General features: G+C 71.9%; 25 protein-coding genes (1 of these 25 cut by a window edge). 17 read left to right on the top strand and 8 right to left on the bottom strand.

Going from position 1 to position 23,798, the window contains the following annotated elements; translation table 11 throughout:
• The first annotated feature begins 19 nt into the window (after window positions 1-19).
• The 3 genes from QBL21_RS22900 (at window position 20) to QBL21_RS22890 (ending at window position 3,008) form a co-directional block, all read left to right on the top strand.
• Window positions 20-1,309 carry an IS256 family transposase gene (locus QBL21_RS22900; RefSeq protein WP_407566523.1) on the top strand — a complete coding sequence of 430 codons (1,290 nt, stop codon included), beginning with the start codon at window positions 20-22 and terminating at the stop codon, window positions 1,307-1,309.
• A gap of 87 nt (window positions 1,310-1,396) precedes the next feature.
• Window positions 1,397-1,714, top strand: coding sequence for a helix-turn-helix domain-containing protein (locus QBL21_RS22895; RefSeq protein ID WP_407564093.1), 318 nt, complete (start codon window positions 1,397-1,399; stop codon window positions 1,712-1,714).
• Between the two features lie 46 nt (window positions 1,715-1,760).
• Window positions 1,761-3,008, top strand: coding sequence for a tyrosine-type recombinase/integrase (locus tag QBL21_RS22890; protein ID WP_407564092.1), 1,248 nt, complete (start codon window positions 1,761-1,763; stop codon window positions 3,006-3,008).
• Window positions 3,009-3,071: 63 nt separating this feature from the next.
• Here QBL21_RS22890 and QBL21_RS22885 read toward each other — a convergent pair whose 3' ends face one another.
• On the bottom strand, window positions 3,072-4,604 hold the full coding sequence (locus QBL21_RS22885) for a TldD/PmbA family protein (RefSeq protein WP_407564091.1): 1,533 nt from the start codon (window positions 4,602-4,604) through the stop codon (window positions 3,072-3,074).
• A 234-nt stretch (window positions 4,605-4,838) separates the two neighbouring features.
• Between QBL21_RS22885 and fabG the strand changes: the two genes are divergently transcribed.
• From fabG to QBL21_RS22870, 3 genes are all read left to right on the top strand, one after another.
• Window positions 4,839-5,558, top strand: coding sequence for a 3-oxoacyl-[acyl-carrier-protein] reductase (fabG, locus tag QBL21_RS22880; protein ID WP_407564090.1), 720 nt, complete (start codon window positions 4,839-4,841; stop codon window positions 5,556-5,558).
• A 5-nt stretch (window positions 5,559-5,563) separates the two neighbouring features.
• Window positions 5,564-6,331 carry an enoyl-ACP reductase FabI gene (gene fabI, locus QBL21_RS22875; protein ID WP_407564089.1) on the top strand — a complete coding sequence of 256 codons (768 nt, stop codon included), beginning with the start codon at window positions 5,564-5,566 and terminating at the stop codon, window positions 6,329-6,331.
• A gap of 189 nt (window positions 6,332-6,520) precedes the next feature.
• Window positions 6,521-6,934: a hypothetical protein gene (locus QBL21_RS22870; RefSeq protein ID WP_407564088.1), complete on the top strand. Its 414-nt coding sequence runs from the start codon at window positions 6,521-6,523 to the stop codon at window positions 6,932-6,934.
• A gap of 18 nt (window positions 6,935-6,952) precedes the next feature.
• On the opposite strand, the gene QBL21_RS22865 is transcribed toward QBL21_RS22870, so the two are convergent.
• On the bottom strand, window positions 6,953-7,639 hold the full coding sequence (locus QBL21_RS22865) for a FadR/GntR family transcriptional regulator (protein WP_407564087.1): 687 nt from the start codon (window positions 7,637-7,639) through the stop codon (window positions 6,953-6,955).
• Between the two features lie 52 nt (window positions 7,640-7,691).
• Between QBL21_RS22865 and QBL21_RS22860 the strand changes: the two genes are divergently transcribed.
• Window positions 7,692-9,035, top strand: coding sequence for a CynX/NimT family MFS transporter (locus tag QBL21_RS22860; protein WP_407564086.1), 1,344 nt, complete (start codon window positions 7,692-7,694; stop codon window positions 9,033-9,035).
• Between the two features lie 55 nt (window positions 9,036-9,090).
• Here the strand turns inward: QBL21_RS22860 and QBL21_RS22855 are convergent, their stop codons facing one another.
• Window positions 9,091-9,207 (bottom strand): SGM_5486 family transporter-associated protein, encoded by a 117-nt coding sequence (locus tag QBL21_RS22855; RefSeq protein ID WP_018835810.1) that lies wholly within the window; start codon window positions 9,205-9,207, stop codon window positions 9,091-9,093.
• A 417-nt stretch (window positions 9,208-9,624) separates the two neighbouring features.
• On the opposite strand from QBL21_RS22855, the gene QBL21_RS22850 reads away from it, so the two are divergent.
• Both QBL21_RS22850 and QBL21_RS22845 read left to right on the top strand, forming a co-directional pair.
• Window positions 9,625-10,143, top strand: a complete 519-nt coding sequence (locus QBL21_RS22850; protein ID WP_407564085.1) for a SixA phosphatase family protein — start codon at window positions 9,625-9,627, stop codon at window positions 10,141-10,143.
• Window positions 10,144-10,205: 62 nt separating this feature from the next.
• Window positions 10,206-11,372 (top strand): helix-turn-helix transcriptional regulator, encoded by a 1,167-nt coding sequence (locus tag QBL21_RS22845; protein WP_407564084.1) that lies wholly within the window; start codon window positions 10,206-10,208, stop codon window positions 11,370-11,372.
• Here the strand turns inward: QBL21_RS22845 and serB are convergent.
• Window positions 11,332-12,522: a phosphoserine phosphatase SerB gene (serB, locus tag QBL21_RS22840; protein WP_407564083.1), complete on the bottom strand. Its 1,191-nt coding sequence runs from the start codon at window positions 12,520-12,522 to the stop codon at window positions 11,332-11,334. The two genes, QBL21_RS22845 and serB, sit on opposite strands and share 41 nt — an antisense overlap.
• A gap of 590 nt (window positions 12,523-13,112) precedes the next feature.
• On the opposite strand from serB, the gene QBL21_RS22835 reads away from it, so the two are divergent.
• Window positions 13,113-15,689: an FHA domain-containing protein gene (locus QBL21_RS22835; protein WP_407564082.1), complete on the top strand. Its 2,577-nt coding sequence runs from the start codon at window positions 13,113-13,115 to the stop codon at window positions 15,687-15,689.
• Window positions 15,690-15,783: 94 nt separating this feature from the next.
• Here QBL21_RS22835 and QBL21_RS22830 read toward each other — a convergent pair whose 3' ends face one another.
• Window positions 15,784-16,191 (bottom strand): transglycosylase SLT domain-containing protein, encoded by a 408-nt coding sequence (locus QBL21_RS22830; RefSeq protein WP_407564081.1) that lies wholly within the window; start codon window positions 16,189-16,191, stop codon window positions 15,784-15,786.
• Between the two features lie 328 nt (window positions 16,192-16,519).
• On the opposite strand from QBL21_RS22830, the gene QBL21_RS22825 reads away from it, so the two are divergent.
• The 4 genes from QBL21_RS22825 (at window position 16,520) to QBL21_RS22810 (ending at window position 19,242) form a co-directional block, all read left to right on the top strand.
• Window positions 16,520-17,692, top strand: a complete 1,173-nt coding sequence (locus QBL21_RS22825) for a GAF domain-containing protein (RefSeq protein WP_407564080.1) — start codon at window positions 16,520-16,522, stop codon at window positions 17,690-17,692.
• Window positions 17,685-18,380 (top strand): response regulator, encoded by a 696-nt coding sequence (locus QBL21_RS22820; protein ID WP_407564079.1) that lies wholly within the window; start codon window positions 17,685-17,687, stop codon window positions 18,378-18,380. Before QBL21_RS22825 ends, QBL21_RS22820 begins: the two co-directional genes overlap by 8 nt.
• Before the next feature lie 167 nt (window positions 18,381-18,547).
• Window positions 18,548-18,793, top strand: a complete 246-nt coding sequence (locus QBL21_RS22815; RefSeq protein WP_407564078.1) for a chaplin — start codon at window positions 18,548-18,550, stop codon at window positions 18,791-18,793.
• Between the two features lie 209 nt (window positions 18,794-19,002).
• Entirely contained in the window at window positions 19,003-19,242 is a 240-nt protein-coding gene (locus QBL21_RS22810) for a chaplin (protein ID WP_407564077.1), read from the top strand.
• A gap of 86 nt (window positions 19,243-19,328) precedes the next feature.
• Here QBL21_RS22810 and QBL21_RS22805 read toward each other — a convergent pair whose 3' ends face one another.
• Window positions 19,329-20,120 carry a hypothetical protein gene (locus tag QBL21_RS22805; RefSeq protein ID WP_407564076.1) on the bottom strand — a complete coding sequence of 264 codons (792 nt, stop codon included), beginning with the start codon at window positions 20,118-20,120 and terminating at the stop codon, window positions 19,329-19,331.
• 115 nt (window positions 20,121-20,235) lie between these two features.
• Here QBL21_RS22805 and QBL21_RS22800 point away from each other — a divergent pair, with 115 nt between their 5' ends.
• The 3 genes from QBL21_RS22800 to QBL21_RS22790 all read left to right on the top strand — a co-directional run bounded on the left by QBL21_RS22800 (window position 20,236) and on the right by QBL21_RS22790 (window position 22,593).
• Entirely contained in the window at window positions 20,236-21,033 is a 798-nt protein-coding gene (locus tag QBL21_RS22800; protein ID WP_407564075.1) for an ABC transporter ATP-binding protein, read from the top strand.
• 137 nt (window positions 21,034-21,170) lie between these two features.
• Window positions 21,171-21,551: an NfeD family protein gene (locus QBL21_RS22795; protein ID WP_407566522.1), complete on the top strand. Its 381-nt coding sequence runs from the start codon at window positions 21,171-21,173 to the stop codon at window positions 21,549-21,551.
• Between the two features lie 82 nt (window positions 21,552-21,633).
• Window positions 21,634-22,593 carry an SPFH domain-containing protein gene (locus QBL21_RS22790; RefSeq protein WP_407564074.1) on the top strand — a complete coding sequence of 320 codons (960 nt, stop codon included), beginning with the start codon at window positions 21,634-21,636 and terminating at the stop codon, window positions 22,591-22,593.
• Between the two features lie 139 nt (window positions 22,594-22,732).
• On the opposite strand, the gene QBL21_RS22785 is transcribed toward QBL21_RS22790, so the two are convergent.
• Both QBL21_RS22785 and QBL21_RS22780 read right to left on the bottom strand, forming a co-directional pair.
• On the bottom strand, window positions 22,733-23,260 hold the full coding sequence (locus tag QBL21_RS22785) for an HNH endonuclease (RefSeq protein ID WP_407564073.1): 528 nt from the start codon (window positions 23,258-23,260) through the stop codon (window positions 22,733-22,735).
• 84 nt (window positions 23,261-23,344) lie between these two features.
• Window positions 23,345-23,798: the 3' portion of a YbhB/YbcL family Raf kinase inhibitor-like protein gene (locus QBL21_RS22780; RefSeq protein ID WP_407564072.1), read on the bottom strand. 86 nt of this gene lie beyond the right edge of the window; only the last 454 of its 540 coding nucleotides appear in the window; its start codon lies off the right edge, out of view — the gene reads right to left on this strand; its stop codon occupies window positions 23,345-23,347.

Genomic DNA, 23,798 nt, shown 5'->3' with positions numbered 1-23,798 from the left:
ATCGATGACCAGCAACAACATGGCCGAGGCCGAGTCCGTCGAGCCGTCTGAAGCGGCGCCGGCAAAGTCTGTGGACGACCAGCTGATCGACGAGCTGGTGGACCGGGCTCAGGCCGAGGGCCTTCAGTTGACCGGTGAGGGCGGGCTGCTCCAGCAGCTGACCAAGCGGCTCCTGGAGTCCACTCTCGAGGGCGAGATCACCGACCATCTCGGCTATGACAAGCACGATCCGGCCGGGAAGAACGGCGGCAACTCACGCAACGGCACCCGTGCCAAGACCGTGCTCACCGACGTCGGCCCGATCGAGATAGCCGTTCCTCGCGACCGGGAAGGCAGCTTCGAGCCGAAGATCGTCAAGAAGCGGCAGAAGCGCCTGACCGGCGTCGACGAGATGGTCATCTCGCTCGCTGCGAAGGGCCTGACCACCGGCGGGGTCCAGGCCCACCTGGCCGAGGTCTATGGCGCCGACGTGTCCCGCCAGACCATCTCCACCATCACCGACAAGGTCCTGGACGGCACGGCCGAATGGCAGAACCGGCCGTTCGACGCCGTCTATCCGGTGGTCTTCATCGACGCGATCCACGTGAAGATCCGCGACGGCGCCGTCGCTAACCGACCTATCTACGTGGCTCTGGCGGTCACCGTTGAGGGCCGGCGGGAGATCCTCGGGCTCTGGGCCGGCGACGGCGGCGAGGGTGCCAAGCACTGGATGCACATCCTCACCGAGATCAAGAACCGTGGCGTGAACGACGTGCTGATGCTGGTCTGCGACGGGCTCAAGGGCCTGCCCGAGGCGGTCGAGACGGTCTGGCCGAAGACGATCGTGCAGACCTGTGTGGTCCACCTGCTGCGGAACTCCTTCCGCTACGCCGCCCGCCAGGAGTGGGACAAGTTCGCCCGCCTCCTCAAGCCCGTCTACACGGCGCCGACCGAGGAGGCCGCCCTGGGGCGGTTCGCGGAGTTCGCCGACGCCTGGGGCCGGAAGTGTCCAGCGATCGTGAAGCTGTGGGAGGACGCGTGGGAGGAGTTCACCCCGTTCCTGCGGTTCGACACCGAGATCCGCCGCATCGTCTGCACCACCAACGCGATCGAGTCGGTGGACGCCCGTATCCGCCGGGCGGTCAAGGCCCGCGGCCACTTCCCGAACGAGCAGGCCGCCCTGAAATGCGTCTACATGGCCATCATGTCGCTCGATCCCACAGGCAAGGGCCAGGCCCGCTGGACCATGCGCTGGAAGACCGCGCTGAACGCCTTCGACATCGCCTTCGACATCGCCTTCGACGGCCGCCTGACAGCGGCCCGCCGGTAACCCCAACCACCCCCGTTACACCGCTCGTTTGACAGACCCGGCACACGAGAGACGTCGACGGCCGCGATTCGTCCGACGTCGTAACCGATGCCCACTGGCGGTACGCGGGCTCAGGGCACTCACCCGGCGCCGCGCTCATTGCGGCCGGCATCGCGGAAGACCTCACTACGAATCGCGAGCTGTCTCGCGAGGATTTGGATTCAGGCGGAGGTGAAATCCGTGAGGGGAGGTAGCAACCTGCTTATGACGCCCGATCAAGCCGCCGCCGAGTTGGGCGTGACGAAGAGAGTCCTCATGGACTCCTATCGGCGCTGGGGGATTCCGTACGTGAAGGTTGGCAAGCATGTTCGGTTCCGAACTCGCGATCTGCACAACTGGGTTGACGCCAGGGTGCAGGGTGGCTAGCTTCGTCCTAGATGCTGACCAATCAACATGCAGGAGGTGAACATGCATGGCGACGATCAAGAAGGTGGACTGCGCCTGCCCTCGACGCAAGAAGGCGACCTGCCATCACAAGCCGTACCGGGTGACCTACCGGGAGCCTGGAGGTAGGGCAGGCAAGCCCCGGCAGGTCTCCTTCAAGAAGCTCGAAGACGCAGAAGCCTTCGCTGTGAAAATCGAGCGGGACAAGGACCTGGGAACGTACCTCAACCCCAAAGCAAGTCAGCGGACATTCGCTGAAATCTGGAACGAATGGGTTGAGGCGGGAACACTCGAAGAATCCTCGAAGAGGAACTATCAGAGTGTGTACGACAACCACTACGGCCCGTTCTTCGGGAGCAAGGCCGTCGGCAGTATCACCCCGTCCACGGTCCAGGAGTGGGAGGCGGACCAGAAGCAGAGGGGTTACAAGGAAACGGGAATCAACGGACGCAAGAACGTCCTTTCCTCCGTCTTCAACTATGCGGTGGCTGCCGAGATTATCGGTCGCAATCCGTGTAAGAAGGCGAACCCCCGCAGGCGTTCGGGCCAGTCGCTCACCCCGGTCACAGACGAAGACATCCCCACCATGGAGGAAGTGTTGGGGATCATCGCGGAAGCTCCCAAGTTGATCCGTGCCGGCTTCTGGGCGATGGCGGGGTGCGGAACGCGGCCAGGGGAGTCCCTTGCCCTGGCTGACGAATCAATGGACTGGGAAGGGTCCGTCCTGACAGTGGATCATCAGGTCTCGGCCTACGGCTGTCAGGAGATCTCCGGCTACCGGCGCGGAGTGAAGCGGGGTACGAAACATCGCGCCTTCGACCAAGCACGGCAAACGCCGGTGCCCGAGTCGATCAACGAGATCTTCGGTGATCACGTCGACAGCTTCGGCACCTGGGGGGATCGGGGCTGGTTCTTCGAGTCACCCCGGCTGAACGACCGTCACCCGTCCTATGACTGGTTCCTGGATCAGTTCAAGGCGGCGGCCCGGACTGCGGGCACTCCCCGGTACACACCGAAGAGCTTCCGGCACTTCTTCGTCTCCGAAGCGATCCATGCCGACATCCCGCTCTTCGAGGTGGCGGCCTGGGTGGGACACCGCACCACCAGGACGACGGAGATGGTCTACGGGCACCTGGTGCGCCGCGCCATGACCCGAGGGGCCCGAACCATGCACAACCGCCTCGGGCTGAACCTGGCGCCGTTCAAGGGCCTCATCATCCCGCCCCAACTGACTCCCTCGGAGGATGACGTTGAGGACTGGGATGACGTGGCCTGAGCGGAGCTTCGTCGTGACGACGTGTCGACCTGGTGCAGACTTCCCCGTTGTCGGGATGGCTCGTCAGGAGGCGCCTGACTCGGCTTCGGTGTTGAGAATATTCACTCCTGTGAAGAGTGCTGACGGGCATCCGTGGGACACGGAGGCGGACTGCCCCGGCTGGGCCTTTCCGCAGCTAAAGGTGCCTCCCAGGACGTACGTCAGAGGACCGCCAATCGCCACCATCGAACCCCAGAAGTCCGTGGTGGTTCCCTGATAGGCAACGTTGCGTAGCTGGCCTTCGAGGCGGCCATTCCGAATCGTGTATGCCCTCTGCTGTGTGAACTGGAAGTTGTAGCGCTGCATGTCGATGGACCACGAGCGGTCGCCGACGACGTAGATGCCGCGCTCGACCTCGCCGATCAGCTCCTCCGTCGTCGGGCCCTCGGGCGCCGGCTGGAGCGAGACGTTCGCCATGCGCTGCACGGGCACGTGGGCGGGGGAGTCGGCGAAGGCGCAGCCGTTGGAGCGGTCGGCGCCGGTGAGCTTCGCGATCCGGCGGTCCGTCTGGTAGCCGACGAGCACGCCCTCGCGGACCAGGTCCCAGGACTGCGCCTGCACGCCCTCGTCGTCGTAGCCGATGCTGGCGAGGCCGTGCTCCGCGGTGCGGTCGCCGGTGACGTTCATCAGGCCGGAGCCGTAGCGCAAGGTGCCGAGCTGGTCGAACGTGGCGAAGGAGGTGCCGGCGTACGCGGCCTCGTAGCCGAGGGCGCGGTCCAGCTCCGTGGCGTGGCCGACCGACTCGTGGATCGTCAGCCACAGGTTCGACGGGTCGACCACCAGGTCGTACGAGCCCGCCTCGACGCTCGGCGCCGCCATCTTCTCGGCGAGCCAGCCGGGGATGCGCGCCAGCTCGGCGTCCCAGTCCCAGCCGGTGCCGGTCGCGTACTCCCAGCCGCGGCCGGCCGGGGGCGCGAGGGTGCGCATCGAGTCGAAGTCGCCGGAGTCGGTGACGGTCACGGCGGTCAGCTCGGGGTGGATCCGTACGCGCTGCTGGGTCGTCGAGGTGCCGGCGGTGTCGGCGTAGAACTTGTTCTCCTGCACCGCCAGCAGCGAGGCGTCCACGTGCGAGATGCCCGGGGCGCCGAGCAGCCGCTCGCTCCACTCGGTCAGCAGCCCGGTCTTCTCGGCGTCCGGTACGTCGAAGGGGTTGACCTCGTACGCCGAGATCCACGTCTTCTCCGCGTGCACCGGCTCCGGCGCCAGCGCCACCCGCTCGTCCGCCCCGGCCGCGGCGACGACCCGTGCCGACAGCTTCGCCATCGCCACCGCCCGGGCGGCGACCCGCGCCGCGGCGTCCATCGTCAGATCGACCCCGGCGGCGAAGCCCCACGCGCCGCCGTGCACCACGCGCACCGCGTACCCGAGGTCGGTGGTGTCCATGGAGCCCGCCAGCTTGGCGTCCTTCAGCCGCAGGGCGGCGCTGCGTACCCGCTCCAGGCGGAAGTCCGCGTGGTCGGCGCCGAGCGCCCGGGCCCGCGCGAGCGCGGCGTCCGCGAGGGCGCCGAGCGGCAGTGCGAGGAACCCGTCGTCGAGGGAATGGACCGACTTGCTCACGTTCTGCCCTCCGGTCGGTGGTGGGTGTGATGCCGAGGGGCCCGTCCGGGCCCCCGGCCGATCTTGCCCCGACCGGGCGTCCGGTGCCCAGCGGGTTTCTGTCGGAACCCGACAAGTGTCCGCCGCGGGCCTGTGTGGGGGGCGGAATGCCCGTGGCGCGTCCCGTACCGATAGCTTCTCGGGTGAGGAGTCCTGGAGACAGTCCGGGAAGCACCTGGGAGAAGGGATGGGTCCTTGAGCCGCTCGGTTCTGGTCACCGGAGGCAACCGCGGTATCGGCCTCGACATCACCCGCGCGTTCGCCGAGGCGGGGGACAAGGTCGCGTTCACGTACCGCTCCGGCGAGCCGCCCGCGGCGCTGGTGGAGCTGGGCTGCCTGCCGGTGAAGTGCGACATCACCGACACCGAGCAGGTCGAGCAGGCGTACAAGGAGGTGGAGGAGAAGCACGGCAACGTCGAGGTGCTGGTGGCCAACGCCGGTGTCACCAAGGACCAGTTGCTGATGCGGATGTCCGAGGAGGACTTCACCTCCGTCCTCGACACCAACCTCACCGGCACCTTCCGCGTCGTCAAGCGCGCCAACCGCGGCATGCTGCGGGCCCGCAAGGGGCGCGTCGTGCTCATCTCCTCCGTGGTGGGCCTCATGGGCTCCCCGGGCCAGGCCAACTACGCCGCCTCCAAGGCGGCGCTCGTCGGCTTCGCCCGCTCGCTGGCGCGCGAGCTGGGCTCGCGCAACATCACCTTCAACGTCGTCGCGCCCGGCTTCGTCGAGACCGACATGACGCGGGCGCTCTCCGAGGAGCGGCAGGCGGAGATCGTCGCGCAGGTGCCGCTCGGCCGGTACGCGCAGCCGGCGGACGTCGCCGCCGCCGTGCGCTTCCTCGCCTCCGACGACGCCTCGTACATCACCGGAGCCGTCATTCCCGTGGACGGCGGATTGGGCATGGGTCACTGAGCACCATGAGCGGAATCCTCGACGGCAAGCGCGTCCTCATCAGCGGCGTGCTGCTGGAGTCGTCCATCGCCTTCCACGCCGCGAAGCTGGCCCAGGAACAGGGCGCGGAGATCATCCTCACCGCGTTCCCGCGGCCCACCCTGACCGAGCGCATCGCGAAGAAGCTGCCCAGGCCGACGAAGGTCGTCGAGCTGGACGTCACCGACGACGAGCACCTGGCGCGCATCGAGGGCATCGTGCGCGAGGAACTGGGCGGGCTCGACGGCGTCGTGCACTCCGTCGGCTTCGCCCCGCCGGACGCGCTCGGCGGCAATTTCCTGCACACGCCCTTCGAGTCCGTCGCCACGGCCATGCACGTCTCGGCGTTCTCGCTGAAGTCGCTGACGATGGCCTGCCTGCCGCTGATGCAGGGCGGCGGTTCGGTGGTCGGCATGACCTTCGACGCGCAGTTCGCCTGGCCGCAGTACGACTGGATGGGCCCGGCCAAGGCCGCGCTGGAGGCCACCAGCCGCTATCTGGCCCGCGATCTCGGCAAGGAGAACGTCCGCTGCAACCTGGTCTCGGCCGGACCGGTCGGCTCCATGGCGGCGAAGTCCATCCCCGGCTTCACGGACCTGGCGGACGTGTGGAACACCCGCTCGCCGCTGGAGTGGGACATGGCGGACCCGGAGCCGGCGGGCCGCGGGATCGTGGCGCTGCTGTCGGACTGGTTCCCCAAGACGACGGGCGAGATCATCCACGTCGACGGCGGCGTGCACATCATGGGCGCGTAGCGGAGCGCACAGACGCATTCCTACGACCGGCACGGCAGACGGGCGGTCTCCCCGCGGGGGTCGCCCGTTCGGCGTATGCCGGTGGGCCGCGGGCGGGGCGGCGGCGCACGCTGGAGGGACAGTTACCGTCCCCTTGTGGTGCAGCAGCGACGCTCGTGCGCGACGTCGCCGTACGGCCGAGGAGGTTCCGTGGTGCGTGAGGGCCCGCGTCGTTCCGGCCGCCGCACCCCTGGTCCCGCACGCCGCCGTACGCCCCTGGGCGCGGCGGTCGCCGTCACCGCCGCCGCGCTGCTGCTGAGCGCCGCGCCCGCGCGCGCCGCGGACGGCTCCGGCGACGCCGACGGCCCCGGAGGGGCGACGAAGGCCGAGTGCCGCACCGCCGTCGCCGGGTCGACCGTCACCGCCCGCTGCTACAACGCCGGGCCCTACACCGACGCCGTGCAGTTGCACATCGAGTGCGCCCGGTGGTGGGACCCGGACGTGGACGGGATGCGGATGCGGCTGGACCCCGCGGAGAGCGGCGAGCTGAGCGACCGCTGCTGGTTCGGCGTCGCCCGGGCGTGGGTCAGCCACGAGCGGATACGGGACGTACCGGGCGGCTAGCCGGGGGTGCGCCGTCCGTCAGCCTCCGCTGAGCGTGGGCTCCGGCATGCAGCCGTACGCGTGCCGGCCCGCCTCCTCCGCCGCCGTCGCCGCGTCCCCGGCGCGGATCGCCGCGACCATCCGGGCGTGGTCCAGGTACTTCGCCGGCAGCAGTACGTCGCCCACCTTGGAGCGCAGCGTCGTGCGGACGACCTCGCCGAGGTCCGCGTAGATCGCCGTCAGCACCTCGTTGTGCGACGCCGTCGCCACCGACAGGTGCAGCGTGGCGTCCGCGTCCACGAACGCCGCCGCGTCCCCCGACTCCCACGCCTCCTCGCGCCGCCGCAGCAGCAGCTCCAACTGCGCCATCTCCGTCTCCGTCCGCCGCACCGCCGCCAGCCGCGCCGCCTGCGCCTCCAGCGCGCTGCGCAGCTCCGAGACATGCCGCGGCCGGGCCCCGGCGAACCGGCGCTGCATGACGCCCGCCAGCTCGCTCGTCGCCGCGACGTACGTGCCGGAGCCCTGCCGGATGTCGAGCAGGCCGTTGTTCGCGAGCGCCCGCACCGCCTCGCGGACGGTGTTCCGCGCGACGCCGAGCTGCTCCACCAGCTCCGGCTCGGTCGGGATGCGGCTGCCGACCGGCCACTCGCCCGCGGTGATCTGCGTGCGCAACTGGGCGATCACCTGGTCGGTGAGGCTCGATCGGCGCGGCGACGTCAGTCCCATGTCTCTCCCGTGCTCGGACAGCGGAGTGGACAACCATTCATCCAATGATTCTATGATGGTCTGCATGTCACGCCGCAGCATCCTCGCCAAACCCGTCGAGACACCGAGGGAGACGACCGGAGAAGCGCGGGCCACCGAGCCGGCCGAAGCCTCGCGGCGTTCCCCCTCGGCGCGGGTGGCGCCGTGGCTGCTGCGGCTCATGGTCCCCGCGCTGCTGCTCGCGGCGATCAACCTGCGGCCCGCGATAGCCTCGCTCGGCGCGCTCCTGGAGGACGTACGGACCGACATCGGCATGAGCGGCACGGTCGCCGGGCTCCTCACCTCCATGCCGCCGCTGTGCTTCGCCGTCTTCGGCAGCCTCGCCCCGCGCTTCGCCCGCCGCTTCGGCCCCGTGGCCGTCGTCGGCGGCGGGCTCGTCGCGATCACCGCCGGCCTGGCGCTGCGCCCGCTCTTCGGCAACACCCCCGCGTTCCTCGCCGCCAGCGCGCTGGCGCTCGGCGGCATCGCGGTGGGCAACGTTCTGATCCCCGTCATCGTCAAACGCTGGTTCCCGCACCGGGTCGGCTCGATGACCGGGCTCTACTCGATGGGCCTGGCCCTCGGCACCGCCTCCGCCGCCGGCGTCACCGTGCCGGTGAGCGAGGCGCTGGGCGGTGGCTGGCGCCTCGGCCTCGCCGTCTGGGCGGGCGTCGCGGCCCTCGCCGTGGTGCCGTGGGTGGTGCTGGCGCGCGGCTCCCGCCGCGCCGCGTCCGACGCGTCCGACCCGTCCGCCGGGGGCGGCGGCGCCGGTGGGCCGGCCGCGGAGCCGGCGCGCCCGGTCCGTATCACCGCCAGCCCCACCGCGTGGGCGCTCGCCGTCTTCTTCGGCCTCCAGGCCACGGCCGCGTACGTCATCCTCGGCTGGCTGCCGCAGATCTACCGCGACGCCGGCGTGCCCGCGTCCACCGCCGGGCTGCTGCTCGCCGTCGCCATGGGCATGGGCGTCCCGCTGGCCTTCGTGCTGCCGCGGATCGCGGCCCGGCTGAACCACCAGGGGCCGCTGGTCGTGGTCCTCGGCACGTGCGGCCTCGGCGGCTACGTCGGTCTGTGGCTGGCGCCCGCGGGCGGCGCCTGGGTGTGGGCACTGCTGCTGGCCGTGTCGAACTGCGCGTTCCCGCTGGTCCTCACCCTCATCGGGGTACGGGCCCGCAGCCACGCCGGCCTCGTCCGGCTCTCCGCCTTCGCGCAGAGCACCGGCTACCTGATCTCCATCCCCGGCCCGCTGGCCGTCGGCGCGCTCTACGGGGCCACGGACGGCTGGGACGTCCCGCTGGCGGTGCTCGCGTGCTTCATGCTCGCCCAGGTGGCGGTGGGGATCGCCGCCGGACGCAACCGCGTGGTCGAGGACGAGCTCTGAGGGCCGGGCGGCGGCACCGGGGCGCCACGCGGCACGACGGCGCGGGGCGCGGGCCTCAGGGGGAGGCGATCGTGGCGATGACGCCGATGACCACCGTGATGGCGAGCATCGCGCCGAGCACGTAGAGCAGCTTGCGCTGCCCGTTCTGGGGGTTCGGGTCGAGCACGGGCATACGGCCAGTCTCGCATCCCCGCCCCGCGGCCCCGCGCGGGGGCGGCGGGGCACCCTGGGTGGGGCTAGCACCACCCTCCCCTAGGGGGCCAGGGTCAGGGGGAACTGGGTGGGTCACCGGATGGGACGGGCGGCCCGGGGTCCGTAGGTTCGAAGCAGTACGAGGGACTCGGGACGTCAGGCAACCCCACGGAGGCGAAGATGTCAGCCGGTGCACACACCCAGCCCGCACCACCGGTGGCGCAGCGCTGGCTGCCGTGGTGGTCCGTCGCCCTGCCCGCCCTGGCGTTCACCGCGCTCTTCGCCCTCCGGCTCCTCTGAACCCCCGCCCGCGGGCGGCGTCGCGGCCCGTCACTCCTGGCGGGAGACCCTGCGAACTGCCCGGACCCCGCGGCCCGTTTCGTGCGAAGCTGAACTTATGAGCGCAGGAACGCCCCGCAGCATCGTGCTACTCCGACACGCCAAAGCCGAATGGGCCCAGGACTCCGACCACGAGCGTCCGCTCGCCGAGCGCGGTCGCGCCGACGCCCCCGCCGCCGGAGAGTTCCTCGCGGCCCACGACATCGACCCCGACCTGACCCTCTGCTCCAGCGCCAAGCGCACCCGCGAGACCTGGAAGCTCGTCGTGGGCAAGCTTCCCCGGCGGCCGCGGACCGTCTACGAGGAGCGGCTGTACGAGGCGTCCCTCGGCGAGCTGTTCCAGGTGCTGAACGAGGTCCCCGACGACGTCTCCACGGTCCTGGTCGTCGGCCACAACCCCGGCATGCACGGCCTCGCCGACGCGCTCGCGGGATCCGCCGAGGGCGATGCGCTGACCAGGCTGAGCCGCGGCTTCCCGACGTCGGGCGTGGCGGTGGTGGAGTTCACCGGCCCGTGGAAGTCCGTGGAGCACGGCGTGGGCCGGCTGACCGAGTTCTGGGCGCCGCACCAGCAGTGAGCCCCGTAGCGGCAGGCCGAAGGCGGTCGGAACGTGTCCGCCTTCCGGGGCATCATCGAGGCATGGGTGACACCTCCGCCCGGCTGCTGAAGCTGCTGTCCGTGCTCCAGAGCGGCCGTGAGCACAGCGGCCCGGAGCTGGCCGGGCGCCTCGGCGTCAGCGTGCGCACGGTACGCCGCGACGTCGACCGGCTGCGCGCGCTGGGCTACCCCGTGGACGCCACCGTCGGGGCCGTCGGCGGCTACCGGCTGGCCGCCGGCACCGCGATGCCGCCGCTGCTGCTCGACGACGACGAGGCCGTCGCCGTCGCGGCGGGGCTGCGCGTCGTGGCCGGAGGGGGCGTCGCGGGGATCGAGGAGACGTCGGTACGGGCCCTCGCCAAGCTGGAGCAGGTGCTCCCGGCGCGGCTGCGCCGCCGCGTCTCGGCGCTGAAGCGGGCCACGGTGCCGCTGACCGTGAGCCCGGCGGGCGCGGTGGCGGCGGACGGGGCGCCGGTGGCGGCGGAGGTGCTGGCGGTGCTGGCCGCGGCGAGCAGCAGGGGGGAGGGGCTGCGGTTCGGGTACCGGGGGAAGCGCGCGGGCGGGGGAGACGGGCCCGACGGTGACCGGCCGGGCGGCGACCGGCCCGGCGGTGAGCAGACGGGCGACGGCCGGCCCGGCGGTGAGCAGTCCCACGGTGGTGACCGGTCCGGTGGCGAGCAACCGGGTGCCGAGCGGTCCGGCGGTGACCCGCACGGCGGTGACCCGGCCCGTACGCGCCGGCACGTCGAGCCGTACCGCCTCGTCAGCACCGGCCGCCGCTGGTACCTCGTCGCCTACGACCGCGACCGCGCCGGCTGGCGCAGCTTCCGCGTCGACCGCGTCGACGACCCGCGGCCCACCGGCGTCCGCCACCCCCCGCGCGACCTGCCCGCCGCCGACGCCGCCGCCTTCGTCGCCGAGTCCATCGCCGGCCACCGGGGCCGCTACCGCGCCGTCGTCACCCTGCACGTACCCCTCGAAGAGGCCGTACGCCGCCTCCCGCGCGGCGCCGGACTGCTGGAGCCGGCCGGCGAGGACCGCTGCACGCTGGTCACCGGCGGCGACGCGCTCGACTGGCTGGCCGTGCGGATCGCGCTGCTCGGCGTGGACTTCGAGGTGCGCGAGCCGCCGGAGCTGGCGGACTTCCTGCGCGACCTCGGCGACCGCATCAGCCGGTCGTGTCCGCCGCCTCCACCTCGTCGCGCGTGATGCCCAGCAGGTAGAGCACCGTGTCGAGGAAGGGCACGTTCACCGCCGCGTGGGCGGCCTCCCGTACCAGCGGCTTGGCGTTGAACGCCACCCCGAGGCCCGCCGCGTTGAGCATGTCGAGGTCGTTCGCGCCGTCCCCGATCGCCACCGTCTGCGACAGCGGCACGCCCGCCTCGGCGGCGAAGCCGCTCAGCAGCCGGGCCTTGCCCGCCCGGTCCACGACGGGGCCGGTGATCCGGCCGGTGAGCCTGCCGTCGACGATCTCCAGGGTGTTCGCGGCGGCGAAGTCCAGCCCCAGGCGGTCCTGGAGGTCGTCGGTGATCTGCGTGAAGCCGCCGGAGACGACGCCGACCTGGTAGCCGAGGCGCTTGAGCGTACGGATCAGGGTGCGGGCGCCGGGCGTCAGGCGCACCTCCTCGCGCACCTTGTCCACCACCGAGTCCTCCAGCCCCGCCAGCAGCGCCACCCGGGCGTGCAGGGACTGCTCGAAGTCCAGCTCGCCGCGCATCGCGGCGGCGGTCACCTCCGCGACCTCGGCCTCGCAGCCGGCGTGCGCGGCGAACAGCTCGATGACCTCGTCCTGGATGAGGGTGGAGTCGACGTCCATCACCACGAGCCGCTGCGCCCGGCGCTGGAGCCCGGAGGCCACGACGGCGACGTCCACGCCGAGGCGGACGGCGGCGGTGGCCAGCGCGGTGCGCAGCGCGTCGGTGGCGGCGCCGGAGACCTCGAACTCGACGGCGGTGACGGGGTACTTCGCGAGCCGGAAGATGCGGTCGATGTTGCCGCCGCTGCCGGTGATCGCGGCGGCGATACCGGCGGTCGACTCGGCGGTCAGCGGCTGCCCGAGCACGGTCACGTGGGAGCGGCCGGGGGCGCGCGGCTCGTTGTCGCCGGTGCCGGAGATTATCTCCGCCTCCAGGCGCTTGGCGCCGGCCCACGAGTGGATCGTCGCGCGCAGCTCGCCCTCGGTGGCGCCGACGGGCGGGGTGACCAGGGCGCAGAGGGTGATACGGCCGCGGGTGACGATCTGCTCGATGTCGATGACCTCGACCCGGTAGGCGGCGAGGGTGTCGAAGAGGGCGGCGGTGAGTCCGGGGCGGTCGCGGCCGAAGATCTTGACGAGAAGCGTGCGCGCGGCGGTGGTCATGATGGCACCACGGTATCGCGGTGCGGCCCGTGGGCAGCCGGACGGGTCGGGGTTGCGGCGGGCATCGGCGGGGCCGCTGGGCTGGGAGGTTGCGGCGGGGGGTATGTGCGGTTGCGGGCGGCCGAACGGGCGGGGGCGGGGCGTCCGGGGCGGTCAGGGGCCGCGGCGGCAGGGGGAGCCGCGCGGCTCGCCGGGGCGCCAGGTGGCCGGGTAGCCCTCTGTCGGGAGGTACGGGCCCGGTGCGTACGCCGCGTACGCGACGGCGGCCATGCCGACGTAGGCGCCAGTGGATCACAGGGGTCCCGGTGCTTCCCGTGTCCATCCGGGCGCACCCCCGGATCTCCTCGCCCGCGTGTATGCGTCACCACTGTCCGTAGGTGATCAAGTACCGTCAACGGGCGCGAATCGCCCTGGCGCGAGGGGAAAATGGAATCTCTTACTCCGTCTCGCCCCCTGGCCCGCGTTTTCGTGAAGCGACTGTTACTGAAATAGTTCCTCAGGATGTTCGCCATCCCTAGACTCCTTACGGGCTTGTTGAAGTCAGGTGCCGTACAAGGGGCACCTCGGGGGACAACTTTGTGGGGCATGGAGTGCCTGAACTCGTACTTGAACTGAACGGACAGACATGGACTCTCGATCCGGCGCGTGCCTACCGCGTCGGCCGGGATCCGCAGGGGGACGTGGTGCTGGAGGACGCCAGGGTCTCCTGGCGGCACGCCAGCCTCAGATGGGGCGGCCGTAGCTGGCTCCTGGAGGACGTCGGCAGCACCAACGGCTCGTACGTGGAGGGCCAGCGGGTCCACCAGATCGAGGTCGGCCCCGGCTCGGTCGTGTACCTCGGCAACGCCACCGACGGGCCGCAGTTGCGGCTCTCCGCGCCGGTCGGCGCCGCCGCCCCCGACGTGTACAGCGCGCAGACCGCGATGGCCGAGCAGCCGCCCGGCGCCCAGCAGGTCGCGCCGCAGCACGCGCCCGCGCCCGCCGGCTGGGGCGGGCCGCCGCAGGGGCCTCCGCCCCAGGGACCCCCGTTCCAGGGGCCGCCGGCCGGCATGCCGCCCCAGCAGCAGCCGTACGTGCCGCAGCAGCAGCACTCGGCGCCGCAGCGCCCGCCCGCCGGCGCGGGACCGGGCGGCGGCCCCGGCGGTCCGTCGGTCTACGGCGACCGCAGCCCCACGACGTTCCACCAGCTCTCGCTGGGCCGCGTCACCCGCATCGGCCGTGCGCTGGAGAACGAGCTGGTCGTCTCCGACCTCCAGGTCTCGCGCCACCACGCGGAGTTCCGGTCCACGCCCGACGGCCGCTCCGAGATCGTCGACCTCGGCAGCCACAACGGCACGTACGTCAACGGTGAACAGCTCCCGCAGCGCGGCCGGCGGCCCATCGGCCCCGACGACATCATCGGCATCGGTCACTCCACCTTCCGGCTGGTCGGGGACCGGCTGGAGGAGTTCGTCGACACCGGTGAGGTCAGCTTCTCGGCCCGCCACCTGACCGTGAAGGTCGACGGCGGCAAGGTCATCCTGGACAACGTCTCCTTCGGCGTGCCCGAGAAGAGCCTGGTCGCGGTCATCGGCCCGTCCGGGTCCGGCAAGTCCACGCTGCTCAAGGCGCTGACGGGCTACCGCCCCGCGGACGTCGGCGAGGTTCTCTACGACAACCGGAACCTCTACAAGCAGTTCGCCGAGCTGCGCCACCGCATCGGCCTGGTGCCGCAGGACGACATCCTGCACACCCAGCTCACCGTCACCCGCGCCCTGCGCTACGCCGCCAAGCTCCGGTTCCCCGGCGACACCGCCGAGGCCGAGCGCGCCGCCCGCGTCGACGAGGTGCTGCGCGAGCTGAAGCTCGACATCCACAAGGAGAAGCGGATCAGCTCGCTCTCCGGCGGCCAGCGCAAGCGCGTCTCGGTGGCCCTGGAACTGCTCACCAAGCCGTCGCTGATCTTCCTGGACGAGCCCACCTCGGGCCTCGACCCGGGCATGGACCGCGACGTCATGCAGTTGCTGCGCGGCCTGGCCGACGACGGGCGTACGGTCCTCGTCGTCACCCACTCCGTCGCCGAGCTGGCGCTCTGCGACCGGCTGCTGGTCATGGCGCCGGGCGGCGGCGTGGCGTACTTCGGCCCGCCCGAGGAGGCGCTGAACTTCTTCGGCTACGAGAGCTGGGCCGACATATTCTCCGCCTTCGAGAACTACCGCGACTACGACTGGAAGGGCCGCTGGCAGGGCTCGCAGCACTACCAGATGTACGCCGCCGACATCGACGCCGTGGCCCCGCAGCCCGTCGCGATGCAGCCCCCGCAGATGCTCCGGCCCTCCAAGCCGCAGGCGTGGATGCCGCAGCTCTGGACGCTGATGAGACGGTACGTCTCCGTCCTGGCCTCCGACGGCTTCTTCATCGCGCTCACCATCGCGCTGCCGGTGGTCCTCGGCGTGGTCAGCATGGTCATCCCCGCCGAGTTCGGCCTCGGCTACGGCCCGGCGAAGCTCAACCTGATCAACAGGGATGCGGGCACGATCATGCTCATCCTCGCGATCGGCGCCTGCTTCTCCGGCGCCGCGAACTCCGTGCGCGAGCTGATCAAGGAACGGGTGATCTACGAGCGTGAGCGCGCGGTCGGCCTCTCGCGCTCCGCGTACGTGATGTCCAAGGTGCTCGTCCTCGGCATCATCACCGTCTTCCAGGGCGCCGTCATCAGCGCCATCGGCGTTCTCAGCCGCAGCAAGCTGCCGGAGGAGGGCGTGATCCTCTCCGACCTGCCGGCGGCGGAGCTGACGATCAGCGTCACCGCGCTGGGCCTGACCTCGATGATGTTCGGCCTGATCATCTCGTCGCTGGTGAAGACCTCCGAGATGACCATGCCGCTGCTGGTGATGTTCGCGATCGTGCAGGTGGTCTTCACCGGCGTGCTCTTCCAGCTCCACGGCACCCCGGGCGTGGAGCAGCTCGCCTGGCTGATGCCCTCGCGCTGGGCGGTGGCCGCGATGGGCTCCACGGCCGACCTGAACGTGCTGCTGCCCTGGGACAGCGGCGAGACGGACACGCTGTGGGAGCACACGGCGGGCACGTACGTGCTGAACATCGGGGTGCTGCTCGTCATGGGCGTGATCTGCGGCTTCGTCGTCGCCCGGCTGCTGCGCAAGCACGAGCCGGAGGTCATGCGCTGACCGCACCCCGCACGGCAGACGGGCGGCACCCCTCGCAAGGGGTGCCGCCCGCGGCCGTGTGTGCCCGGGGCTGCGCGTGGCAGCCGCTGCCTGCTCAGTACCAGTTGTTGGCCTGCCAGAAGGACCAGGCGTCACAGGCGCTGCCGTAGCGGTCCTTCATGTAGTCCAGGCCCCACTCGATCTGGGTCTTGGGGTTGGTCCGCCAGTCGGATCCGGCGGTCGCCATCTTGGTCGCGGGCAGGGCCTGGACCAGGCCGTACGCGCCCGAGGAGGCGTTCTGGGCGGTGTGGTCCCAGCTACTCTCCCGCTCCACGATGTTGGAGAAGCACTGGAACTGCGCGTCACTCTTGATCATCTTGTTGGCGATGGCCCGCGGCGACTGGGTCGGGCTGCCGGCGGGGGCAGCGGCGGTGGCGACGGGGGCGAAGGACAGGGCGGCCGTGGCGGCCGCGGAGCCCGCAAGGGCGGCGACGACGGCCTTGCGGCCACGTATTCGGTGCATGCTCTCTCGCATCGTTCTCTCCGACCTCTTCACACGACTTCTGGGGACCCGGACATTGTTAGAGGAACGGGAAATTCGATGCAATGACCCCTATTACGAACATGCCTCGTAGGTCCGGCAGGGCCTTTGGTCCCGCGCCCGACGACCCCGGACCGGGCGTATCCCGGTGCCCCGCCACTACTCCCCTTCGTAGGTGACGTGGCTCTCGTGGCGCAGCTCACACCCGGGGGGTCCGCGGGGTCGGCACAGCGGCCTAGGACCGGGGGCTGAGCAGGGCCCGGTCCGCGGCTGGATCACGCCGTCCGCCCCTGCGGGTAGCGTGATCCGCATGTCCACCCCCGCCGCCGGCCCGGCCGCCGGACTCGAAGCGGTCAGCCGCGCCCTGCTCGCCATGAGCAGGCAGGTGCAGGTCCGCGACGTGCTCCAGACGATCACGGCCTCCGCGCGCGAGCTGCTCCAGGCCGAGTACGCGGCCCTGGGCGTCCCGGACGACCACGGCGGCTTCGCCCAGTTCGTCGTCGACGGCGTCAGCGACGCGCAGTGGAAGGCCATCGGCCCGCTGCCCCGCCAGCACGGCATCCTCGCCGCGCTGCTGGAGGAAGCCGAGCCGGTGCGCCTCGGGGACGTACGCAAGGACCCCCGCTTCGGCGGCTGGCCCGCCGCCCACCCGCGGCTGCGGGACTTCGTCGGCGCCCCCATCGCCGACGGCGAGGAGGTCCTCGGCGCGCTCTTCCTCGCCAACAAGCAGTGCGAGCCGGACGACCCGCCCGGCCCCGACGGCTGCCGCTTCAGCGCCGAGGACGAGGCCCTGCTGCGCACCCTCGCCGACCACGCCGCCATCGCGCTGACCAACGCCCGCCTCTACGAGCGCAGCCGCGAGCTGACCATCGCGGGCGAGCGGGCCCGTATCGCGCACGAGCTGCACGACGCCGTCTCCCAGAAACTCTTCTCGCTGCGCCTGACCGCGCAGGCCGCCGCCGCCCTCGTCGACCGCGACCCCACGCGCGCCAAGGGCGAGCTCCAGCAGGTCGCGCGGCTCGCCGCCGACGCCGCCGACGAGCTGCGCGCCGCCGTCGTCGAGCTGCGGCCCGCGGCCCTGGACGACGACGGCCTGGTGGCCACCCTCGCCACCCAGGTGCAGGTGCTCGACCGGGCCCACCGCGCCCGCGTCACCTTCACCTCCGCGCAGGTACGCGCACTGCCCGCGGCGCAGGAGGAGGCGCTGCTACGGGTCGCGCAGGAGGCCCTGCACAACGCTCTGCGGCACGCCGACGCCGGGCTGGTCGAGGTCGCGCTCACCCGCGAGGGCCGCGGCGCGCGGCTGCGGGTGCGCGACGACGGCCGCGGATTCGACCAGGCCGACATCGGGGTCCGCTCCGCCGGCCGCCACCTGGGCCTGGTGTCCATGCGCGACCGCGCCGCCGGGGTCGGCGGCGGCCTGACCGTCCAGTCGGCGCCCGGGCAGGGCACCGTGATCGAGATGGAGGTGCCCGGTGGCTGAGGCGGGCGAGAAGCAGAGGACCGACGGCGCGGAGGGCCCGGCCGTGCCCGGCAAGATCCGGGTGCTGCTGGTCGACGACCACCAGGTCGTCCGGCGCGGGCTGCGCACCTTCCTGGAGGTACAGGACGACATCGAGGTCGTCGGCGAGGCCGCCGACGGCGACGAGGGCGTGGCCCGTACCGCGGAGCTGGTGCCGGACGTGGTGCTGATGGACGTGAAGATGCCCGGCACCGACGGCATCGAGGCGCTGCGCCGCATCCGCGAGTCCGGCAGCGCGGCGCGCGTGCTGGTCATCACCAGCTTCACCGAGCAGCGCACCGTCGTCCCCGCGCTGCGCGCGGGCGCCGCGGGCTACGTGTACAAGGACGTCGACCCCGAGGCGCTGGCCAAGGCGATCCGCTCGGTGCACGCCGGGCACGTCCTGCTCCAGCCGGACGTCGCCGGGGCGCTGCTCTCGCAGGAGGTCGGCGGCGGCCCTTCACAGGGGCGGGGGACCACCCTGACCGAGCGCGAGCGCGAGGTGCTGGCGCTGATCGCGGACGGCCGCTCGAACCGGGAGATCGCCCGCGCGCTCGTGGTCTCGGAGAAGACCGTCAAGACGCACGTGTCGAACATCCTGATGAAGCTGGACCTCGCCGACCGCACACAGGCCGCCCTCTGGGCCGTACGACACGGCCTGAGCGGCTGATACGACAACCCGCCGGCGGCGCGCCGGCCCCGGCGGAATGCCGGTCTTCCGATCCGAGATTCATACTGTCGTGTAGATGTCGCCCGCACGGCGCAACCGCGCCGCGCCCCCCGCGTTCTCCATGGCGTGCCACGGCACCCGCCGTGGCCGACGCGAGGAGGAAACCCATGAGGAACCTGAAGAGGGCGGCAGCCGTCACCATCGCCGCGAGCGGTCTGGCCATGGCCGGCGCGGGCATCGCCGCCGCGCACGGCGGCGCCGCCGCCGGGGGCCAGGCCGTCGGCTCGCCGGGCATCGGCTCCGGCAACCTGGTCCAGGTGCCGGTCCACGTGCCCGTGAACGCCTGCGGCAACACCGTCACCGTCATCGGTGCGCTGAACCCGGCGTTCGGCAACCTCTGCCTCAACCGCTGACGACCCCGGTCGACCGGCCCCGGAACCGGCCCCCGGGCACCGCCCGGCGGGCCGGTCCGGCGCGCCCGCGGCGTTCGTACGATCGCCGCCCATTGCGCCGAACGGTGGGCTCCGGCCGCCGCGGCGTGTCCCGCTGGACTCCTCAGCCGTTGCGCAGCATGCACCCCCGAGCCCGGGGTGTGCGCAGCCAACAGGAGGAACGACTTTCCATGCATGCAGTGAAGAAGGCGGCCTTCGTCCTCGCCACCGCGGGTCTCGCAGCCGGTGCCGGGGCGAGCGCGGCGGTCGCCGACGCCGGTGCCGGGGCCGCGGCCCAGGGCTCGCCTGGCATCGTGTCGGGCAACGTCGCCCAGGTCCCCCTGCACGTGCCGGTGAACCTCGTCGGCAACAACGTGTCCGTCGTCGGCCTGCTGAACGCGCCGTTCGGCAACACCGGCGTCAACGGCTGACGCAGCGCATCTTCCGTCGCGTACGCCCCCCACGGCACGACCGCGGGGGCGTACGCGCCACCGCGCGCCCCGCGCGCCCGCGCACGTCAACCGCGCTCCAACTCCTCCACGAACGCGTTGTACGCGGCCACCCGCGCCCGCCGCGCCGTCCGCTCCAGCGGCCGCAGCGCCTCCCCGCGGGCCGCCATCTGCCCCGCGCTGACCGCCGCCCCGTGCCCCTCGTCCCGCGCGATGTCCACCAGCGCCCCCACCCGCTGCGCCAGCTCCAGCACCCGCACCGCCCGCGGCGGATACCCCGGTGCCAGCACCTCGCGCCCGCGCTCCGCCCGCGCCCGGTACGCCGCCAGCGCCGCCTCCGCGACCGGCCCGGAACCCGCCACGTCCAGCCGCGCCAGCACCTCCGTGGCGTCCCGCATCGCCTCCGCCAGCTCCCGCTCCGCCTCGCCCAGCGACGGCACGTCCGCCGGCGGCGCCTCCCGCACCCGCCGGCACCGCCACCGCACCCGGACCACCTCGTCCCCCTCCGGGCCCACCGACCACACCTCCGGCACCAGCCCCAGCGCCGGCCCCCCGGTGACCAGCACCGCCTCGCCCGCGTCCAGCGCCAGCGAGTTGAACTCCGGCGGCCCGGACAGCCCCAGCGGATGCCCCGGCACCGGCAGCGCCACCCGCAGGCCCTTCGCCCCCAGCGCACGCAGCCGGCCCAGCGCCAGGGTCAGGCCCACACCCTCGGCGGACTCCTCTTCGGGCAGCCCCGCCACCCGGTGCCCGTCATCGTCGGCGACGATGCGCTCCGCCGCCTCGTCGGGCGAGATGTGCCCGGAAAGCAGGGCATTTCCCCAGGCCGCCAGCCGGCCTGAACGTGGTTCTTCGAGCATGGCACCAGCCTACGGACCGGGTCCGACATCGCGTGGCGTAGGTTTGCCCTGGGGCGGTGTCGCAGGCGCGCACCGCGTACGAAGGACCGACACTGCAAGGGGAGACGGCACGCTCATGAGCGATGTACTGGAGCTGGTGGACGTATCGGTGGTCCGCGACGGCAGGGCTCTGGTCGAACAGGTCTCCTGGTCGGTCGCGGAGGGCGAGCGGTGGATCATCCTCGGCCCCAACGGCGCGGGCAAGACCACCCTGTTGAACATCGCCTCCAGTTACCTCTTCCCCTCCACCGGCGCCGTCCAGATCCTCGGCGAGAAACTCGGCAGCGTCGACGTCTTCGAACTGCGCCCCCGCATCGGCATGGCCAGCGCCGCGCTCTCCGAGAAGCTGCCCAAGGCCCAGACCGTCCTCCAGACCGTCCTCACCGCCGCGTACGGCATGACCGCAACCTGGCAGGAGCGCTACGAGGCCGTCGACGAGAACCGCGCCAAGGCGTTCCTCGACCGCCTCGGCATGAGCGAGTACCTGGAGCGCAGATTCGGCACCCTCTCCGAGGGCGAGCGCAAGCGCACCCAGATCGCCCGCGCCATGATGACCGACCCCGAATTGCTCCTCCTCGACGAGCCGGCCGCCGGCCTCGACCTCGGCGGGCGCGAGGACCTGGTACGCCGCCTCGGCCGGCTGGCCCGCGACCCGTACGCGCCCTCGATGATCATGGTGACGCACCATGTCGAGGAGATCCCCCCCGGCTTCACCCACGTACTGATGATCCGGCAGGGCAAGGTGCTCGCCGCCGGACCCATCGAATCCGAGCTGACCTCCCGCAACCTCTCGCTCTGCTTCGGCCTGCCGCTCGTCCTCGACCGCGCCGGCGACCGCTGGACGGCCCAGGGCCTCCCGATGTCCAAGGCGTAGCCACCGCCTGGCCACCCGGCCCACCAGAGACGTAGCTTCACGGCCACAGCCCCCGGGCATCTGTCCCGAATCCCTTGCCCCGCAATAGCATTGGGCACGTGGATGCATGGGTGTGGTGGCTGATCGCCGCCGTGGGCATGGGCATTCCTCTGGTGCTGACCGCCATGCCGGAGTTCGGCATGTTCTCGGTCGGCGCGGTCGCCGCCGCCGTGACGGCCGGCCTGGGGGGCAGCCTGACCGTACAAGTGATCGTGTTCGCAGTCGTCTCGACGGCCCTCATCGCCGTCGTACGACCCGTGGCGCGCCGCCATCGCGGCCAGGGCGGGTCGGCGACGGGCATCGACGCCCTCAAGGGCAGACAGGCGGTGGTCCTGGAGCGCGTCGACGGCTCAGGGGGGCGCATCAAGCTCGCCGGCGAGGTGTGGAGTGCCCGGACGCTCGACTCGAGCGAGGTTTACGAGCCCGGTCGGACGGTCGATGTTGTGGACATCGACGGTGCGACCGCCGTCGTCATGTGACCGGAAGCGCCCTTACGGGCAGGGCCGTTCTGCCACACTCGGCGGCTGGGCAGCACAATTGGATCACTAACCGGGGAGCAGCATGCAGCCGATCATCATCGTCCTGATCATCCTGGTGGTGCTCGTCTTCATCGCACTCATCAAGACGATCCAGGTCATCCCGCAGGCCAGTGCGGCCATCGTCGAGCGCTTCGGCCGCTACACGCGCACCCTCAACGCCGGCCTCAACATCGTGGTGCCGTTCATCGACACCATCCGCAACCGCGTCGACCTGCGCGAACAAGTCGTGCCGTTCCCACCCCAACCCGTGATCACCCAGGACAACCTGGTGGTCAACATCGACACCGTCATCTACTACCAGGTCACCGACGCCCGGGCCGCCACCTACGAGGTCGCCAGCTACATCCAGGCCATCGAGCAGCTCACCGTCACCACCCTGCGCAACATCATCGGCGGCATGGACCTGGAGCGCACCCTGACCTCCCGCGAGGAGATCAACGCCGCGCTGCGCGGCGTCCTCGACGAGGCCACCGGCCGCTGGGGCATCCGCGTCAACCGCGTCGAGCTGAAGGCCATCGAGCCGCCCACCTCCATCCAGGACTCGATGGAGAAGCAGATGCGCGCCGACCGCGACAAGCGCGCCGCGATCCTCACCGCCGAGGGCGTCCGGCAGTCCGAGATCCTCACCGCAGAGGGCGAGAAGCAGGCCGCGATCCTGCGCGCCGAAGGCGAGGCCCGCTCCGCGGCGCTGCGCGCCGAGGGCGAGGCGCAGGCCATCCGCACGGTCTTCGAGTCCATCCACGCCGGCGACCCGGACCAGAAGCTGCTGTCGTACCAGTACCTCCAGATGCTGCCGAAGATCGCCGAGGGCGACGCGAACAAGCTCTGGATCGTGCCCAGCGAGATCGGCGACGCCCTCAAGGGACTCGGCGGCGCCCTGGGCAACTTCGGCCCGCCCTCGCCCACCGGCGGCGGCGACGGCGCCCCCAAGACGAACACCCGCAAGGCCCCCACCTACCGCGAGCAGCCGCCGCTGGAATAGGCCCCCGCGGCCCCCGCGTACGTCGTACGACACGAGCCCGCCCCCGGTCGCCGCTACGACCGGGGGCGGGCTCGACTCCGTACAGCACGGACGGGACAGCACGGACGGGACAGCACGACGGGCGCCGAGGCGCCGCCGCTCACGCGGCGACGCCCACCTCGCGGCCCTCCGGCAGCGCCAGCCACTCCGGCAACTGCTCCTGCTCGCGCACGCCCAGCGCCAGCAGCAGCGCGTCCGCCGGCGTCGGCTCGAACGGCCGCCGCAGCAGCCGCATCCCCGCCTCCTCCGGCGTCCGGTCGGCCTTGCGGTGGTTGTCCGCGGCGCAGGACGCCACCGTGTTCAGCCACGTGTCGCCGCCGCCCAGCGAGCGCGGCACGACGTGGTCCACGGTCGTCGCCCGCCGGCCGCAGTACGCGCACCGGTGCCGGTCGCGTACCAGCACACCCCGCCGCGACCACGGCGCCCGTCTTCGGAACGGCACCCGTACGTACCGGCACAGCCGGATCACCTGGGGCACCGGCAGGTCCACGCTCGCCGCCCGCAGCCGCATACCGGAGTGCGCCCGCTCGACGACGGCCTTGTCCTGGAGCACCAGCACCACCGCACGACGGAGCGACACCGTCGACAACGGCTCGAAGCTCGCGTTGAGCACCAGCGTCTCGCGCATCCCGGTCACACCTCCCCGACTTGCCTCACCGAGCGGCGAGGTGGCTCCACTGTGCCCGGGGAGACCGGCCGCGACAACGCAATTTCAGCCCGCCGCGGGCTCCTCGTGCGTGCCGATGAGCTGCGCCCTTGCGAGGGTGTGGAAGCGGAGGTTGAAGCCCACGACGGCCGGCGTCGCGGCGGCGTCGGGCCCCAGCTTCTCCTGGTCCACCGCGTACACCGTGAACACGTACCGGTGCTCGCCGTCACCGGGCGGCGGGGCCGCACCGGTGAAGTCGTGCGTGCCCGCGTCGTTGCGCACGGTCACCGCACCCGCCGGCAGCCCCGCCATGTCCCCCGTGCCCGCACCCGCGGGCAGCTCGGTGACGGACACCGGGATGTCGAACACCGACCAGTGCCAGAACCCGCTGCCGGTCGGCGCGTCCGGGTCGTAGCAGGTGACGGCGAAGCTCTTCGTCCCCTCCGGGAACCCGGACCAGCGCAACTGCGGCGAGGTGTTGCCCTTCGCCCCGATCTGCGCGTCCGGCAGGGGAGCGCCC

Source organism: Streptomyces sp. 184, from assembly GCF_045781775.1.
GTDB lineage: Bacteria > Actinomycetota > Actinomycetes > Streptomycetales > Streptomycetaceae > Streptomyces.
The sequence above is the reverse complement of the archived record's forward strand: the minus strand, read 5'-3'. Positions and strand labels throughout refer to the sequence as shown.

Excerpts from the sequence above, each read along its gene's own strand:
- QBL21_RS22895 (WP_407564093.1), top strand. The coding sequence starts at position 1,397 with ATGCCCACTGGCGGTACGCGGGCTCAGGGCACTCACCCGGCGCCGCGC.
- QBL21_RS22815 (WP_407564078.1), top strand. The coding sequence starts at position 18,548 with ATGAGGAACCTGAAGAGGGCGGCAGCCGTCACCATCGCCGCGAGCGGT.
- QBL21_RS22795 (WP_407566522.1), top strand. The coding sequence starts at position 21,171 with ATGGGCATTCCTCTGGTGCTGACCGCCATGCCGGAGTTCGGCATGTTC.
- QBL21_RS22785 (WP_407564073.1), bottom strand. The coding sequence starts at position 23,260 with ATGCGCGAGACGCTGGTGCTCAACGCGAGCTTCGAGCCGTTGTCGACG.
- serB (WP_407564083.1), bottom strand. The coding sequence starts at position 12,522 with ATGACCACCGCCGCGCGCACGCTTCTCGTCAAGATCTTCGGCCGCGAC.
- QBL21_RS22830 (WP_407564081.1), bottom strand. The coding sequence starts at position 16,191 with ATGCACCGAATACGTGGCCGCAAGGCCGTCGTCGCCGCCCTTGCGGGC.
- QBL21_RS22805 (WP_407564076.1), bottom strand. The coding sequence starts at position 20,120 with ATGCTCGAAGAACCACGTTCAGGCCGGCTGGCGGCCTGGGGAAATGCC.
- QBL21_RS22865 (WP_407564087.1), bottom strand. The coding sequence starts at position 7,639 with ATGGGACTGACGTCGCCGCGCCGATCGAGCCTCACCGACCAGGTGATC.
- QBL21_RS22890 (WP_407564092.1), top strand. The coding sequence starts at position 1,761 with ATGGCGACGATCAAGAAGGTGGACTGCGCCTGCCCTCGACGCAAGAAG.
- QBL21_RS22845 (WP_407564084.1), top strand. The coding sequence starts at position 10,206 with ATGGGTGACACCTCCGCCCGGCTGCTGAAGCTGCTGTCCGTGCTCCAG.
- QBL21_RS22860 (WP_407564086.1), top strand. The coding sequence starts at position 7,692 with ATGATGGTCTGCATGTCACGCCGCAGCATCCTCGCCAAACCCGTCGAG.
- QBL21_RS22855 (WP_018835810.1), bottom strand. The coding sequence starts at position 9,207 with ATGCCCGTGCTCGACCCGAACCCCCAGAACGGGCAGCGCAAGCTGCTC.
- fabI (WP_407564089.1), top strand. The coding sequence starts at position 5,564 with ATGAGCGGAATCCTCGACGGCAAGCGCGTCCTCATCAGCGGCGTGCTG.
- QBL21_RS22800 (WP_407564075.1), top strand. The coding sequence starts at position 20,236 with ATGAGCGATGTACTGGAGCTGGTGGACGTATCGGTGGTCCGCGACGGC.
- QBL21_RS22825 (WP_407564080.1), top strand. The coding sequence starts at position 16,520 with ATGTCCACCCCCGCCGCCGGCCCGGCCGCCGGACTCGAAGCGGTCAGC.
- QBL21_RS22790 (WP_407564074.1), top strand. The coding sequence starts at position 21,634 with ATGCAGCCGATCATCATCGTCCTGATCATCCTGGTGGTGCTCGTCTTC.
- QBL21_RS22850 (WP_407564085.1), top strand. The coding sequence starts at position 9,625 with ATGAGCGCAGGAACGCCCCGCAGCATCGTGCTACTCCGACACGCCAAA.
- QBL21_RS22810 (WP_407564077.1), top strand. The coding sequence starts at position 19,003 with ATGCATGCAGTGAAGAAGGCGGCCTTCGTCCTCGCCACCGCGGGTCTC.
- QBL21_RS22900 (WP_407566523.1), top strand. The coding sequence starts at position 20 with ATGGCCGAGGCCGAGTCCGTCGAGCCGTCTGAAGCGGCGCCGGCAAAG.